Origin of the sequence: Ancylomarina salipaludis, assembly GCF_004122035.1 — a bacterium.
Taxonomy (GTDB): domain Bacteria; phylum Bacteroidota; class Bacteroidia; order Bacteroidales; family Marinifilaceae; genus Ancylomarina; species Ancylomarina salipaludis.
This window is the reverse complement of record NZ_SAXA01000003.1, coordinates 185,155-200,473: the sequence shown is the minus strand read 5'-3', so window position 1 is coordinate 200,473 and position 15,319 is coordinate 185,155. Positions and strand designations below refer to the sequence as shown.

Below are 15,319 nucleotides of genomic sequence, written 5' to 3'. Positions count from 1 at the left end.
GACATGAAATTCAAGGCTATTCACATTTTTATTGTATTAACTCTTGTTTTAGCTTCTTGTCAGGCCAAAACCAAAAGTAAAAATCAAGCTGTTTCTACTCAAGAATCTCTAAAAACGGATTCTATGGATATTGAAATTTTCAAATCTCTACAGCAATTTATAACAAGAGCTTCATTTGATGCGCTTTCAAATGACAAGCTGATTGTTGAAACAGGTAAGCTATTTTTACAAACACCTTATGTGGGAGGAACACTTGAAAACAATGAGGTTGAAAGATTAGTAATCAATTTGCATCAACTTGATTGCACCACCTATATCGAGAATATTTTAGCTCTTTCAAAAATAACAAATCAATCTAAACTAAGCATTAATGACTTCGCTAAAGAGCTGGAATTTATTCGCTACCGCAATGGTAAATTAAAAGGCTATGGTTCACGTCTACATTATTTTACCGATTGGATTTTTGATAACGAAAGAAAAGGATTGCTTATTGATATAACAAAAAAAATTGGTGGTGAGGCTTATCAAAAAAAAATCAATTTTATGAGTTCACACATCAACTCATACCCAAAACTTGTTGGGAACATTTCTTTAATCGAAACGGTCACACAGTGTGAAAATGAAATCAATAAGCGAGAACATTTTTATATTCCTGAAAACAAAATTCAAGAAATTGAAAATCAAATTGAAGATGGTGACTTAATCGCAATTACTACAAAAATTAAGGGGCTGGATATTTCTCATACGGGAATTGCTATTCATATAAACGATCGTCTGCATTTAATGCACGCATCAAGTAAAGCAAAAAAAGTCGTCATATCTGAGATCCCATTGGCTGAAATGATTCAAAAAAATAGCCTTCAATCAGGCATAATGGTGGCAAGGCTTATTCGAAAACAGTAAATATTCAACTAATTATTTTCTCTTAATGAGAATTACTTTTACTTAAAAGAGAACTAATGCAAAATATCAATAAAGAAAACCTACAAACGTTCTTAGAGGAACAAAAGGAAAAATGGCCCTTGGCCAAAACCAACTATAAAGGCTTAGATAAAGTAGAAGAAAAAGAATTCCAATTCGAAGGCTTTAAAATAAAGGTTCAATTCAATCCGGAACGTATAAAATCAACTGCTGCCAAAGTTGACAAAGAAAACATTCAGAAAAGAGCCTGTTTTTTGTGTGACGAAAACAGACCTGCCGAGCAAGGAAAAATTGATTTAGAAAATAACTACAGCCTTTTAGTCAACCCCTTTCCTATTCTCAAAGAGCATTTCACAATATCAAAAAATGATCATATCGATCAAAATTTCGTAAATCATATTGGTGAAATGGTTAGCCTTTCCGAAACATTAGAAGGCTATTCCGTATTTTATAATGGGCCAAAATCCGGCGCCTCTGCCCCCGATCACATGCACTTTCAAGCTGGAGAGAATGATTTTATGCCTATTGATACAGAGTATTTCGAGAGGAAAAAGAATTATGGGAAATTAGTGACATGGAATGGCAGATTTGAGGTTTATCGCTTCAATCAATACCTCAGAAAAATGATTAGTATTGAAGCAGACAGAGCTCAGGATATTGTGAGTGCCGGCAAAATATTTTATCGTTTTCTGGAAAAACTACAACCTAACGAAACGGAACCTATGCTGAATGCGATTTGTGTTTACAAAAACAAAAAATACCGCATGCACATTTTCCCTCGTAAGCAGCATCGTCCCTCTCAATTTTTTGCAGAAGGGAAAGACCAATTAGTAATTAGCCCGGGTGCGGTAGACATGGGTGGTGTTATTATTACGCCTCGAAAAGAAGATTTCGATAAAATCACCAAAGAGGATATCATCAGTATTTACAAACAGGTTAGTTTAGATGACTTGGTTTTCGACAAACTTTGTCACGATTTCACAAAACTGGTCATGATTTAATTCAAAAGAATCAATATGCAAGAACCTAAAATACGTGTCGGTATAATGTATGAAGAGGAAATCGCATTTCAACTGAATGGGATTTATACACTTCAACAAAATGATAAAACCTACACGGGCAAACAAACGGTTAAATACATAAACGGCAAGATCGAATTTGATGGTTTGAGGTGTAAAACTGAAGAGTTCATTCTTAAGCCTGAAAATTACGAAAACAGCTCTTTCGAATTGTTTGATGTAACCATAGGAATAAAATTTCATTGGGAAAGAAAAGAGAATCAGTGTTTCAAGGGAAGTCTGCATATCTTAATTGAAAATGAAAAACTGACCGCCATTAATGTCCTCAAACTGGAAGATTATCTGGCAAGTGTAATCTCTTCGGAAATGAAAGCAAGCAGTAGTATGGAACTGTTAAAAGCACATGCTATCATTTCCCGCTCATGGTTGATGGCACAAGTTCTAAAAAGTGAAGCCCTTCAATCTTCAAAGCAAATCTACCAAACCATAACTGAAAGCTCAGAGGAGTTAATTAAATGGTACGATAGAGAAGATCACAACACTTTCGATGTGTGTGCAGATGATCACTGCCAACGCTATCAGGGAATCACACGACAATCAAGCAATGCTGTTTTAAGAGCCATTGAGGCAACAAAAGGCATAGTACTAACCAGCGATGGCAAAATCTGTGATGCCCGTTTCTCGAAGTGCTGTGGTGGGGTTTCTGAGACCTTTGAAAATGTTTGGGAACCCGAAACACATAAATATCTTCAAGCCATTACCGATGGAAAAGAATCAAGTCTGAAGCTTGACTTAAAAATTGAGTCGAATGCCAAAAATTGGATACTGAACTCACCTGATGTTTTCTGCAATAACAACGACAAGGCCATTCTTTCTCAGGTGTTAAATGATTACGATATGGAAACGCCTGATTTTTTTCGTTGGGAAGTTCAGTACACTCAAGACGAACTTTCTGATCTGATCAAAAGAAAAACGGGGAAAAACCTTGGACAAATCCAGGATCTCATTCCTCTCGAAAGAGGTTTATCCGGACGTATCATCCGGCTTAAAATTGTTGGTGATGAAAAAAGTTTCATCATCGGCAAAGAACTTGAAATTCGTAAAGTTCTTTCAGAATCACATCTGTACAGTTCAAATTTCATCGTTGAAAAAGAGAATATCAAGAATACTATTCCATCACACTTTACTTTCAAAGGTGCAGGCTGGGGACATGGCGTCGGTTTATGCCAAATTGGAGCGGCTGTTATGGGAGCCAAAGGCTATTCGCACAAAGAAATACTTTTGCATTATTTCAAAAATGCCGAATTAGAAAAAAGATACTAAATCCAAAAAAGCAATAGAATAGGATATGAACAAACAAAACAGATCGCCTTGGGCATGGATTCCATCCCTTTACTTTGCAGAAGGACTGCCCTATGTGGTGGTTATGACCGTAGCCGTCATCATGTATAAGCGTTTGGACATTTCGAATACAGATATTGCTTTATACACTTCATGGCTTTATTTACCCTGGGTGATCAAGCCCATTTGGAGTCCATTTGTTGATATCATCAAAAGCAAACGCTGGTGGATTGTAAGCATGCAATTGCTTATAGGCGCAGCCTTGGCTGGTGTTGCTTTCACCATACCAACCAGCAACTTTTTTCAATCTTCACTGGCATTTCTGTGGATACTGGCGTTTAGTTCTGCCACACATGATATTGCAGCTGACGGATTTTATATGCATGGTTTAGACAAACACAAGCAAGCCTATTTCATTGGTATCAGAAGTACATTTTATCGTATTGCAATGATTACTGGTCAAGGCCTTCTAATCGTGCTTGCAGGACATTTTGAATCCATTAAACTATTCAGTCAAAATGAGAAAAACATCCCTTTAGCCTGGTCGCTTACCTTCGTGATTATTGCCCTCAGCTTCCTGATTATTGCTTTGTATCATAAATTTGCATTACCAAAACCTCAGGATGATGCCAATAAAGAGATAAAAAGCTTTTCTTCGGTATTTGAGGATTTTGCAGAAACATTCATTTCTTTTTTCTCAAAGAAAGATATCTTCAAAATTCTGGGTTTACTGCTTGTTTATCGCCTGGGTGAGTCTCAATTGGTTAAAATGGCCTCCCCTTTTCTTCTGGATAGTAAAGAAGTAGGAGGTTTGGCTCTATCAACCTCTGAGGTCGGCATTATATACGGAACTATAGGAGTTCTTGCTCTTACAATCGGAGGGATATTAGGTGGTTACCTGGCTTCACGAAATGGACTAAAACATTGGATATGGTGGATGGTTATCGCCATCAACCTGCCCAATCTGGTTTACGTTTACCTCTCTCAAGCCTTACCTGATTCATTTTTACTGATAAGTGCTTCAGTCGCTGTCGAACAATTTGGTTATGGTTTCGGCTTTACGGCCTACATGCTCTATCAAATTTATGTGTCAGAAGGTGAACACAAAACAGCACACTTTGCCTTTTGCACAGGCTTTATGGCTTTGGGAATGATGCTTCCAGGAATGATCTCAGGATGGATACAAGAATTAATCGGCTACCAACATTTTTTTATTTGGGTGATGATATGCACCATTCCAAGCTTTATCATGATTAAACTCATCGATATCAATCCTAAGTTTGGCATCAAAACGAAAGAGATTTGACCAATAGAAATAATTATTAATGTTTTACTAATAATAGGAGCTCATACATATGAATCCACTATTTCAATACATCATTGCGGAAACAGTAAAACTTCAACTTAAGAAGAAACATCAAACCACAACATCAGAAGATTTTGAAAGTGTTCTTATTAAAACAAAAGTTGAATTATCACACCTACTTAGAGAGAGCTTCTTTATTATAATTGGGATATTATCAGCCTGTTTCGGGCTCAAAGGCTTTCTATTACCCAATTCATTTATTGATGGGGGTGTGACAGGTATTTCTCTTATTATTAGCGAATTGACAGAACTTCCTTTGTCAATACTACTGGTTGCTATTAATATTCCGTTCTTACTGATGGCATTCTCAACCATCAACAAACAATTTGCTGTTAGAAGCATTATTGCAATTTTGTTACTTGCCGTATCAGTTCACTTTATTCCGGTCCCAGTAATAACCGATGACAAATTACTGATTGCAGTTTTTGGTGGTTTTTTCTTAGGTCTCGGAATTGGTTTAGCAATTCGTGGCGGCTCCGTAATTGATGGAACAGAAGTTCTTGCCATATTTATTAGCAAGAAAACCTCATTAACAATTGGAGATGTGATTTTGATATTTAATATTTTCATCTTCTTAATTGCAGCTTATGTCTTTAATATTGAGATTGCTATGTATGCCATGCTTACCTACCTGGCTGCATCAAAAACGATTGACTTTGTTGTTTCAGGAATAGAAGAATATGTTGGTGTTACGATTATTTCTGACAAAAGTGAAGAAATCAGATTAGCTATAATAAAAAAGCTAGGCCGTGGCTGCACCATCTATCTGGGCAAAAAAGGCTATGGTTTGGAAACAACAGAAATCATTTACACTTTAATTACAAGACTAGAATTAACAAAACTTCAAACTGAAATAGATAAAATAGATAGCGAGGCCTTTACGGTAATGCATAGCATTAAAGATGCAAAAGGCGGAATGATAAAAAAAAGACCAATGGAATAATGCATTAAATCCTCCAGCATTTTTGTCACAGATTAAGCTTATATAAAACAAGTTCTAACTCAGTTGAAATACAGAACAAATAAATACGGATCTATTTTATCAGTAAAACCATATAAATGCATAAAAAAAAGGACTTGCTCATGAGCAAGTCCTTTTCAAAGTAAAATAATCTATAATGCTATTTAGCTGCTTGAGCCTTTCCCACTACAGCTTTGAAAGCTTCTGGGTGATTCATTGCTAAATCGGCCAAAACCTTACGGTTAATTTCGATGTTAGCTTTATGCATTAATCCGATTAATTGTGAATATGAAAGACCTTCAAGTCTTGCAGCAGCGTTGATACGCTGAATCCACAATGAACGGAAATTTCCTTTTTTCTTTTTTCTATCACGGTATGCATACTGCAAACCTTTTTCCCAGGTATTCTTAGCTACTGTCCAAACATTAGCTCTTGCACCAAAGTTACCTTTAGTTTCCTTAAGAATTCTTTTTCTTCTAGCTCTAGATGCTACAGAATTAACTGATCTTGGCATAATTTTAATTTTTAGAATGTTAGCGTTCCCAACAGGGACCCTTTTGTGCTAAATCACTCGGTTAATAAACTGAAAAAATCAAAAATGATTTTTTACAACATGTTAAGCATTAACTTAACATTCTTCTGGTCAGACTTATGAACATCACCAAAATAAGTCAGATTTCTCTTTCTTTTTGTGCTTTTCTTAGTCAAGATATGACTTTTGAAAGCGTGCTTTCTTTTGATCTTTCCAGATGCAGTCAAAGTAAATCTTTTCTTTGCGCTGCAGTTTGTTTTCATCTTAGGCATTGTACAAACTTATTGATTATATACTAAATTACTTTTTCTTTTTGGGTGCGATGAACATCGTCATACGCTTACCTTCAAGTCGTGGCAATTGTTCAACTTTACCAAGATCCTCCAGATCCTGAGCAAATTTCAACAACAAAATCTCTCCTTTGTCTTTAAAAAGAATAGATCGTCCCTTGAAGAATACAAAAGCTTTCACCTTAGCGCCTTCACTAAGAAATTTCTCAGCATGCTTCAGTTTAAAGTTATAATCATGTTCGTCGGTATTTGGGCCGAAACGAATCTCCTTGACAACAACTTTAACAGCTTTTGCTTTAATCTCTTTTTGTTTCTTTTTCTGCTGATAAAGAAACTTATTGTAGTCGATTATCTTACAAACAGGCGGATCGGCATTAGGTGAAATTTCCACCAAATCTAATTCATTATCCTGAGCAATTTTCAATGCTTCAGCAATAGAATATACACCTGGTTCTACGTCGTCACCAACGATACGAACACTACGGGCTCTAATCAACTGATTAATCTTATGTTGAGCCTCACGAGGCTTTAAAGAACCTCTTCTGTTTCTTTGTTGAAATCCAGCTATGGCTAGTTCCTCCTTTAGTTAGTTAATAATTTGAAATAGAAGACATCTGTCCTTCTACTTCTTTCTTAATTAATTCAGCAAATTCAGTGATTTGCATTGTTCCCATATCACCTTCTCCTTGTCGACGAACAGAAACGGCATTTTCTTGCGCTTCTTTTTCACCAACAATTAGTAAATATGGAATCTTTTTCAATTCATTATCACGTATTTTACGACCAATCTTCTCATTTCGATCGTCTAACACGGCGCGAATATCGGAATTATTTAACGAATTTAAAACTTTTTTCGCATAATCATTGTATTTTTCGCTAATAGGCATAATCACCGTTTGCTCAGGAGTTAACCATAGAGGGAACTTACCACCGGTATGTTCAATCAAGACAGCAACAAAACGCTCCATCGATCCAAATGGTGCACGGTGAATCATAATAGGACGATGTTTTTGATTATCGCTGCCTACATATTCCAAGTCAAAACGCTCAGGTAAATTATAGTCAACCTGAATCGTTCCCAATTGCCACTTACGTCCGATAGCATCCTTAATCATAAAATCCAGTTTTGGACCATAGAAAGCCGCCTCTCCATATTCCACAACTGTATTCAATCCTTTTTCTTCTGCTGCTTCGATAATTGCTCTTTCAGCCTTTTCCCAGTTCTCGTCACAACCAATATACTTTGAACTCTTTTCTTTATCGCGTAAAGAAACCTGAGCTGTATATTCGGTGAAATTAAGCGCTTTAAAGATAATAAAGATAATATCAATCACTTTTTTGAATTCATCCTTCAACTGATCCGGAGTACAGAAAAGGTGAGCATCATCCTGAGTAAAGCTTCTAACACGAGTCAAACCGTGTAGCTCACCACTTTGCTCATAACGGTAAACAGTACCGAACTCAGCAAAACGAACAGGAAGATCCTTATACGAACGTGGCTTAAATTTGTAAACTTCACAATGGTGAGGACAGTTCATTGGTTTTAGCAAATACTCTTCTCCCTCTTGTGGAGTTTTAATTGACTGAAATGAATCTTCACCATATTTATCGTAGTGACCAGAAGTCTTATATAAATTGATATTCCCAATATGAGGTGTGATAATCTGCTCATAACCGAATTGCTTCTGAACACGCTTCAAGAAGGTTTCAAGGCTTTCTCTTAATTGAGCACCTTTAGGTAACCAAAGCGGCATTCCCTGACCAACGTTTTGAGAAAAAGTAAACAGTTCCATCTCTTTACCCAACTTTCGGTGATCACGTTTCTTAGCCTCTTCCATCAAGATAACGTACTCGTCCAGATATTTTTTCTTTGGGAAAGTAATTCCATATACACGAGTCAGTTGCTTTCTGGTTTCGTCTCCTCTCCAGTAAGCACCCGCAATAGAATTTATTTTGATTGCTTTAATATATGATGTATCCGGCAAGTGTGGTCCACGACAAAGATCGGTAAAGTTTCCTTGCTCATAAAAGCTGATTGTACCATCATCCAAGTCGTTGATCAACTCAACTTTATAACCCTCATCTATTGAGCTAAAATACTCAAGAGCTTCTGCTTTAGTCACATCCTTGCGTGTGTATTGACTTTTAGTTCGTGCCAATTCCAACATTTTCTGCTCAATAAGAGGCAGATCTTTATCAGTTAGCATACGATCTTCTCCCAAATCTACATCATAGTAGAAACCCATATCAATAGCCGGGCCAATACCAAACTTAACGCCTGGATATAACTCTTGAAGTGCCTCAGCCATTAGGTGAGCTGACGAATGCCAAAAGGCATGCTTACCTTCTTCATCATCCCATGTATGAAGCTTGATACTTGCATCTTCATTAATCGAGCGTGTCAGATCATACAACTGGTCGTTCACGGTAATCGACAAAACTTCTTTTGCCAATCGACTTGAAATGCTTTTCGCGATCTCAATCCCTGAGATGCCTACTTCAAATTCTTTTACTGTTCCATCTGGAAATGTAATTTTAATCATCCTATTGTTTTTAATTTTTATTCACACCGCTACAAACCGGCATGATATACTCGAATAGAAAACTCGAATTTTGTACCTATTCACTTAGAATAAACAGGCTCATTTTCGACGAAAACAAGCCATCCTAAAATTCAATCCACAAAGATATAACATTCTGGATAAAAAAGTCTCATTTATGCTCTTCAATTCACCAGCAGATAAAAACTGTACTTTAATGACATAAATCCTTTTCTATTTTTCAAAAAAATGAAACCTTTGGGGCAATAATGGAAATTAAAATCATGCATTTCTTAATGACAGTATAACCTTAAACAATCTAAAACAAAAATCAATTCATAAAGTATGAAAAATTTCAAGCAAATGCTTGCCTTAGGCTTATTCCTTTGCCTTTCGATTTCACTCTTTGCCCAGCAGGATGTGAAAAAAATCACCATGGAGGATCTCATGCTCAATCACAGTTTCGGGCAGAAATCTGTTTACGGCTTACGCTCCATGAATGATGGTATTCACTATACCACTCTCGAAGAAAATGGAACTAAAATTGTGAAATATGCTTATGCAACAGGTGAAGCTGTAGAAACACTTTTAGATCTAAATAATTTAAAATCGGAAGAATTAACCAGTATTTTCGATTATGACTTTAATGCTGATGAAAGTCGTATTTTATTAATGACTGACCGTGAGCGTATTTACCGACGCTCATTCACAGCCAACTACTTTATTTTCAGTTTTAAAAATAAAGAGCTAAAACCGCTTTCTAAAAATGGCAAACAGCGTTTAGCAACCTTCTCTCCTGACGGAAAACGTATCGCCTTTGTTCGTGACAACAACCTTTTTATTCACAATATTGCTTTCGGATCGGAAAGTAAAGTGACTAAAGATGGGGAATTCAACAAAATCCAAAACGGAACACCTGACTGGGTTTATGAGGAAGAATTTGAATTCAATAAGGCTTTTGAATGGTCACCAGACAGCAAAGCCCTGGCTTATATGAAATTTGACGAGAGTGAAGTGCCAATGTTCAATATGAACAGATTTGAGGGAATGTATCCTCAGGTTAAAGAGAATGCACTTTATCCGGAAAACTACACATATAAGTACCCTAAGGCTGGTGAAAAAAATTCAATCGTTCAGGTATATGTTTACGATGTTAATGATAGACTGACTAAAAAAATGGACGTTGGTACTGAAACCGACCAATATATTCCGCGTATCAAATGGACTGCTGATGCTAAAATGCTTAGTATTTGCCGTTTGAATCGTCATCAAAACAAACTGGACATCTTACTGGCAAATTCAAAAACCGGTAAAACATCTGTTTTATATACCGAAAGCAACAAGTATTATATCGACAGCAATACTTTAGACGATCTTACTTTTTTAGATGACAATCAACATTTCATTTTATCCAGTGAAAAAGATGCTTTCCTTCATTTATATCTATTCGATATGAATGGTGAACAGGTTCAGCAAATCACAAAAGGCGATTGGGATATTACTGAATTTTTGGGCTACGATCAAAAGAAAAAAGTATGTTATTATCAATCGGCAGAAGTTTCGCCTATGGATCGCAACGTTTATTCAATTAAATTGAATGGAACGTCAAAGAAAAACTTAACGCCTGCAAAAGGAACCAATGACGCTTCTTTCTCTAAAGGATTTAAATATTTCATAAACAACTTCTCAAGTACTACGCAGCCCAAAACCGTTAGTCTTTACAATGCTAAAGCAAAACTAATCCGTACACTTGAGGACAATAAGGAACTAGTTGAAAAACTTAAGGACTATCAACCGGGGACAAAAGAATTCATTCAATTGCCGGCAGCCGACGAACTCTCTCAACTAAATGCCTGGATAATCAAACCTCATGATTTTGATCCTTCAAAAAAATACCCTCTTGTGATGACTCAGTACAGCGGGCCTAACTCACAACAAGTTTTAAACAATTGGGGTATTGATTGGTACAACTACCTGGCGCAGGAAGGCTATATCGTGGTATGTGTTGACCCAAGGGGTACAGGTGCCAGAGGTGAGCTATTCCGTAAGTGTACTTACATGCAATTGGGACGTTTGGAATCTGATGATCAGATTTCTGCTGCAAAAGCCTTAGCTGAGAAAGATTATATCGACGAAAATCGAATTGCGATTTGGGGATGGAGCTTTGGAGGTTTCATGTCATCACTTTGTATCGAAAAAGCAAGCGATGTGTTTGCCGCAGCCATTGCAATTGCTCCGGTAACCAACTGGCGCTACTACGATAGTGTTTACACTGAGCGTTTCATGAGAACACCTGCTGAAAATCCATCGGGATATGATGATAATTCACCGATAAACCATGCAGACAAATTAAAAGGCAAGTTATTGTTGTGCCACGGTACAGATGATGATAACGTTCATATTCAAAACACCTACGAGTTTTCTGAACGCTTGGTTCAAGCCAACAAACAATTCGAAATGCAAATCTACACCAATCGTAATCACAGCATTTACGGTGGTAAAACACGTTTGCACCTATACAACCGATTCAATAAATTCCTGAAGGACAATCTATAATAGATAATAACAGATACTAAAAAAGAGGCTATTCCCTATGAATAGCCTCTTTTTTATTTTCAGAAACCGACCGTTAAAATCGATAACCCGCCTTTTGCAATTGTTTTAAATTGGTAATCGGTTTATTAGGCTTCAATTCTTTCCCAATAAACTTATAAATCTTCACTCGTATCTCTTTAGCTTTTTTTGTATCCATACGATCAAATGAATGCCCACCTGGCACCGCCTGAAAAATCTCGTACTCAAATTTCTTACCATCTGCTTTTAACGATTTTATCAGATGCTCAACCTCTAAAACATTCACATCATCGTCAATGGTATTGGTGTGAATCAACAAAGGCGTATTCTGAAACTTATGAGTATTCCAAGCCGGAGAACGACGTCGGTATTCGGCCAAATTACCATTAGCCGTTTTGCCAATATGATAATCTGCAGAATACAAATCGCGATAGTCCTGAGTCATATATCCCATTCGGGCAACCAAGTCGCTCACCGGAACGCCGGCAAATCCAACCTTGTAATCATTAGGATGATCGAATAAATTAAAAAGCGTGATCATGCCACCATGACTCCAGCCCATAATTCCCACTCTATCCTTATCAACAAAATCATAATTCTCTATCATGTAATTTCGGCTTGCGTATACATCCTCAACTTCTAATCCACCATAATCAATCTTCTCATAATGTCCCTTCCCATAACCGGTGCTACCACGATATTCAGCCGCAACAACAATATACTCCTGAGCAATCAACTCACGAATAATATGTGTATAATAGGTCGTAAAATCGCCATGTACACCACCATGGGGCAACACAATTAAAGGGTATTTTTTGTTAGGATCAATGCTTTTAGGAATAAAGGTATAAGTCCAAAATTTTACCGGATTCCCTGCTCCCAATGCAGTCGGATTCTTCTCTTTCCATTTTGGAGGCCCGTAAATATAAAGCTTATCAATATGAGCCACATCGCCCACTCTTTCGAACCAAATCAAATCGTCTACCATTTTTTGAAGACGATCCATCCGATGTTCCAAATTTGCATTGTAATTTTTAAGATCTTTCAACTCTTCCCGGACGGGATCCTGAGTTTGCGCTTTTAATCCAAGCCCTAAAAGCATCAGGATTAAAAGACTAAAGTTAATTCGTTTGTTCATTGTTTATGTTTTAGGTTAGCAATAAAATTGCATGCCTAATTTACACAAATCGATAGAAATAATTCGACATTACTTATCTACAAATCAATAATGTCCTTGACATATATATTCCCAATCTCTTCAATTAACAAAAACAATTGCAATAACAATACATTCAGCATAACCTACAGAAACACTCAACAACAAGTCCATCATTCAACCACAGTAACTTATGCCAAAATAATTATTGTTTAAATAAATATTTTAGTAAATTAGAATATCGATAATCCAACATAATAAAAGCGCATTTATAAACTATAATATTTACCAATGGTATCCTCAGAACAATATTCTTTTTATACCCAAAGTGCTATTAAATGGTAAATCATACTCTAAGGAATATGATTTTGAAGATGCTCAATATTTCATTGAAGATTTAATAGAAATTGAAGAAGCTACAAAAGAAGAATTAGCCATAGGCTTATAAACTCATCCTATCAACTCATAAACTGAAATCTCGACAGTTTTAAAATGTTCGAGATATTATACTATTAAAAATAAATTATTATGAAAAAATTACAAGAATTAATTGGAGTTAAAATACTTAGTAAAAAAGAACAAAAAGCAGTTAAAGGAGGATACTCGCCATTAGACCAAATAGCTTGCATACATGATGAGAGCTGTGGAGAAGGATGGGAATGTGCTGGTGACACTTGCATGCCAAAAGGAGAAGGATATCATTAAACACAAATACACTAAAGATTCTAACTGAAGTCTCAACAGTTTTAAAATGTTCGAGAAATTATATTACTAAAAATAAATTATTATGAAAAAATTACAAGAAATAACTGGTGTTAAAACGCTTAGTAAAAAAGAACAACAAGCTGTTAAAGGTGGAATAAAACAATTGCATCCATGTGGTGAAGCTGGCGGAGTTATCAGTAATAATCCCGCTGTTTGGTGTGATGTTGTATTTAATGGTGTATGTTGGATTTGTCGCTAAATAAATAATTTAAACAATCTATTATTATGAAAAAATTACAAAAACTAGCTGGAGTTAAAACGCTTAGTAAAAAGGAACAGCAAACTATTAAAGGCGGTTTTAAGGGTTCAATACCTTGTCAGAAAGATGGTCTTTGTCCTGAAGGATATACATGTATTACAAACAATATATGTGCCACAGAATTTCCAGAATAAGTATTATTTCAACAATAAAGAGGACGTTCATTGCTATGACGTCCTCTTTTCAAATATAATTATTACGCATTCAACTAATACACACCTGGTAAACTGAAATCGTGTCTTTTGTGATTTTAAAACGATCATCCATTCTATGACCAACTAGCCAAATGATATCATCTCCCGAAACCAAGAGCCAGGCATTTTCTTTATCAGTCAACGAAAACTTATTATCGATAAAATAATCAGATACTTTTTTTCGTCCTTTCATTCCAATGGGCTGAAACACATCCCCCTCCTGCCACTTGCGAAGCTCAAGAGGGAAAGTCAATTTATCAGCATCGAAACAAGCAATTTGGCTATCAGTAGAAAATTTAAAATCAGAAGGCCGATCGAAAACCTCACATTCAACAATGTATTCTCCAAGCTCTATTCGATCATTTTTATCCAACTGATATTCACGATAATCTTTTTCTCCTTTCTCGGTCAACACCAGATAGTCTCTATCCCTGAGCAGCTGATAATTTTCGGTATAGAACATCTTACCAGAAATTGAATCCAAAGATTCCAAAATGTTTATGATCTCACGAGAATGAAAGCCATAAGGATGCAAAAGCTCATACAAATGAGAATTCGGAGATGTCAATTTCTTCAATTCTGCAATTAATATCAACAAACGACCATCTTCCTGGTCAACAAAACTCAAACGCCTTTTTGCAATTTCCTGATTATAAATTTGCTCAATATCACGAAATCGTCCCACATTCTCATTCATTGTTTTTTGAATAGCCGGATTGATTTCCTGAAGAACCGGAATAATTTGATGGCGGATTTTATTCCTTACAAAATCAGTCTGAATATTGGTATAATCCTCACGATATTCCAACTCATTTTGCTCAGCATAAGTTTTGATTTCCTCTCGGGTAAATGGCAATAAGGGACGAACCAATTTCCCTTTCTTTGCTTTTATACCTGTCAAGCCATGAATACCCGTGCCCCGAACCAGATTGATCAAAACCGTTTCAATCACATCATCAGCATGATGAGCCGTTAAAATGTACCGACAATCATTTTCCTTTCGGATGGTTTCAAACCAATTGTAACGCAAATCGCGTGCAGCCATCTCAATAGAAATACCTTTTTCTTTTGCATACTCAGTGGTTTCAAAAGTGACTGAGTAAACGGGAAATTTGTAATGTTCAGCCAGATTCTTCACAAAAATCTCATCACCATCCGAATCCTTATCCCGTAATTGAAAATTGCAATGTGCCACCACGCAATCCATTTCCATTTTGTGCAAAAGATGGAGCAAAACCACCGAATCAAGACCACCACTAACAGCAACTAAAATTCTTTCGTTTCTATAAAACAAGTCTTCCTTTTCGATATGACGAACTAATTTCCTAAGCATTTCAGTTATCGGTTATCAGCTATCCATTTACAATTATCGAAAGACCGACAACTGACAACAGACAACGG

Annotated in this window: 15 protein-coding genes; 9 read left to right on the top strand and 6 right to left on the bottom strand. The window is 36.3% G+C overall.

The genetic code is table 11. The annotated features are described in order from the left end of the window. Positions 1 to 3: 3 nt before the first annotated feature. Genes EO244_RS05020 through EO244_RS05000 form a run of 5 tightly spaced genes read left to right on the top strand, consistent with a single transcriptional unit; the run spans position 4 to position 5,590 of the window. Positions 4 to 903: an N-acetylmuramoyl-L-alanine amidase-like domain-containing protein gene (locus tag EO244_RS05020; RefSeq protein ID WP_129253561.1), complete on the top strand. Its 900-nt coding sequence runs from the start codon at positions 4 to 6 to the stop codon at positions 901 to 903. 56 nt (positions 904 to 959) lie between these two features. Beyond that, positions 960 to 1,922, top strand: coding sequence for a DUF4922 domain-containing protein (locus EO244_RS05015; protein WP_129253560.1), 963 nt, complete (start codon positions 960 to 962; stop codon positions 1,920 to 1,922). 15 nt (positions 1,923 to 1,937) lie between these two features. Continuing rightward, positions 1,938 to 3,263, top strand: a complete 1,326-nt coding sequence (locus tag EO244_RS05010; protein ID WP_129253559.1) for a SpoIID/LytB domain-containing protein — start codon at positions 1,938 to 1,940, stop codon at positions 3,261 to 3,263. Positions 3,264 to 3,288: 25 nt separating this feature from the next. Then, positions 3,289 to 4,587, top strand: a complete 1,299-nt coding sequence (locus tag EO244_RS05005) for an AmpG family muropeptide MFS transporter (protein ID WP_129253557.1) — start codon at positions 3,289 to 3,291, stop codon at positions 4,585 to 4,587. Between the two features lie 49 nt (positions 4,588 to 4,636). Then, positions 4,637 to 5,590, top strand: coding sequence for a YitT family protein (locus EO244_RS05000; RefSeq protein ID WP_129253555.1), 954 nt, complete (start codon positions 4,637 to 4,639; stop codon positions 5,588 to 5,590). A gap of 178 nt (positions 5,591 to 5,768) precedes the next feature. Here EO244_RS05000 and rplT read toward each other — a convergent pair whose 3' ends face one another. The 4 genes from rplT to thrS form a co-directional block, all read right to left on the bottom strand. After that, positions 5,769 to 6,122 carry a 50S ribosomal protein L20 gene (gene rplT / locus EO244_RS04995; RefSeq protein ID WP_129253553.1) on the bottom strand — a complete coding sequence of 118 codons (354 nt, stop codon included), beginning with the start codon at positions 6,120 to 6,122 and terminating at the stop codon, positions 5,769 to 5,771. A gap of 92 nt (positions 6,123 to 6,214) precedes the next feature. Further along, positions 6,215 to 6,403, bottom strand: coding sequence for a 50S ribosomal protein L35 (gene rpmI, locus EO244_RS04990; protein ID WP_449371682.1), 189 nt, complete (start codon positions 6,401 to 6,403; stop codon positions 6,215 to 6,217). Between the two features lie 37 nt (positions 6,404 to 6,440). After that, entirely contained in the window at positions 6,441 to 6,998 is a 558-nt protein-coding gene (infC, locus tag EO244_RS04985; RefSeq protein ID WP_129253549.1) for a translation initiation factor IF-3, read from the bottom strand. A 22-nt stretch (positions 6,999 to 7,020) separates the two neighbouring features. After that, on the bottom strand, positions 7,021 to 8,973 hold the full coding sequence (gene thrS, locus EO244_RS04980; protein ID WP_129253547.1) for a threonine--tRNA ligase: 1,953 nt from the start codon (positions 8,971 to 8,973) through the stop codon (positions 7,021 to 7,023). Between the two features lie 342 nt (positions 8,974 to 9,315). Here thrS and EO244_RS04975 point away from each other — a divergent pair, with 342 nt between their 5' ends. Beyond that, a complete protein-coding gene (locus EO244_RS04975) occupies positions 9,316 to 11,526 on the top strand; it encodes a S9 family peptidase (RefSeq protein ID WP_241687942.1) in 2,211 nt (736 codons plus the stop codon). Between the two features lie 73 nt (positions 11,527 to 11,599). Here the strand turns inward: EO244_RS04975 and EO244_RS04970 are convergent, their stop codons facing one another. Beyond that, positions 11,600 to 12,682 carry an alpha/beta hydrolase family protein gene (locus EO244_RS04970; RefSeq protein ID WP_206734484.1) on the bottom strand — a complete coding sequence of 361 codons (1,083 nt, stop codon included), beginning with the start codon at positions 12,680 to 12,682 and terminating at the stop codon, positions 11,600 to 11,602. A 546-nt stretch (positions 12,683 to 13,228) separates the two neighbouring features. Between EO244_RS04970 and EO244_RS16880 the strand changes: the two genes are divergently transcribed. The 3 genes from EO244_RS16880 (at position 13,229) to EO244_RS16870 (ending at position 13,858) form a co-directional block, all read left to right on the top strand. Further along, the gene (locus tag EO244_RS16880; protein WP_164977407.1) at positions 13,229 to 13,405 is read left to right on the top strand and encodes a hypothetical protein; all 177 of its coding nucleotides are present in this window, start codon (positions 13,229 to 13,231) and stop codon (positions 13,403 to 13,405) included. Positions 13,406 to 13,487: 82 nt separating this feature from the next. After that, positions 13,488 to 13,664, top strand: coding sequence for a hypothetical protein (locus EO244_RS16875; protein WP_164977406.1), 177 nt, complete (start codon positions 13,488 to 13,490; stop codon positions 13,662 to 13,664). Between the two features lie 26 nt (positions 13,665 to 13,690). After that, positions 13,691 to 13,858: a hypothetical protein gene (locus EO244_RS16870; protein ID WP_164977405.1), complete on the top strand. Its 168-nt coding sequence runs from the start codon at positions 13,691 to 13,693 to the stop codon at positions 13,856 to 13,858. Positions 13,859 to 13,928: 70 nt separating this feature from the next. Here the strand turns inward: EO244_RS16870 and tilS are convergent, their stop codons facing one another. Then, positions 13,929 to 15,251, bottom strand: coding sequence for a tRNA lysidine(34) synthetase TilS (tilS, locus tag EO244_RS04965; RefSeq protein WP_129253545.1), 1,323 nt, complete (start codon positions 15,249 to 15,251; stop codon positions 13,929 to 13,931). Between the last annotated feature and the right edge of the window lie 68 nt (positions 15,252 to 15,319).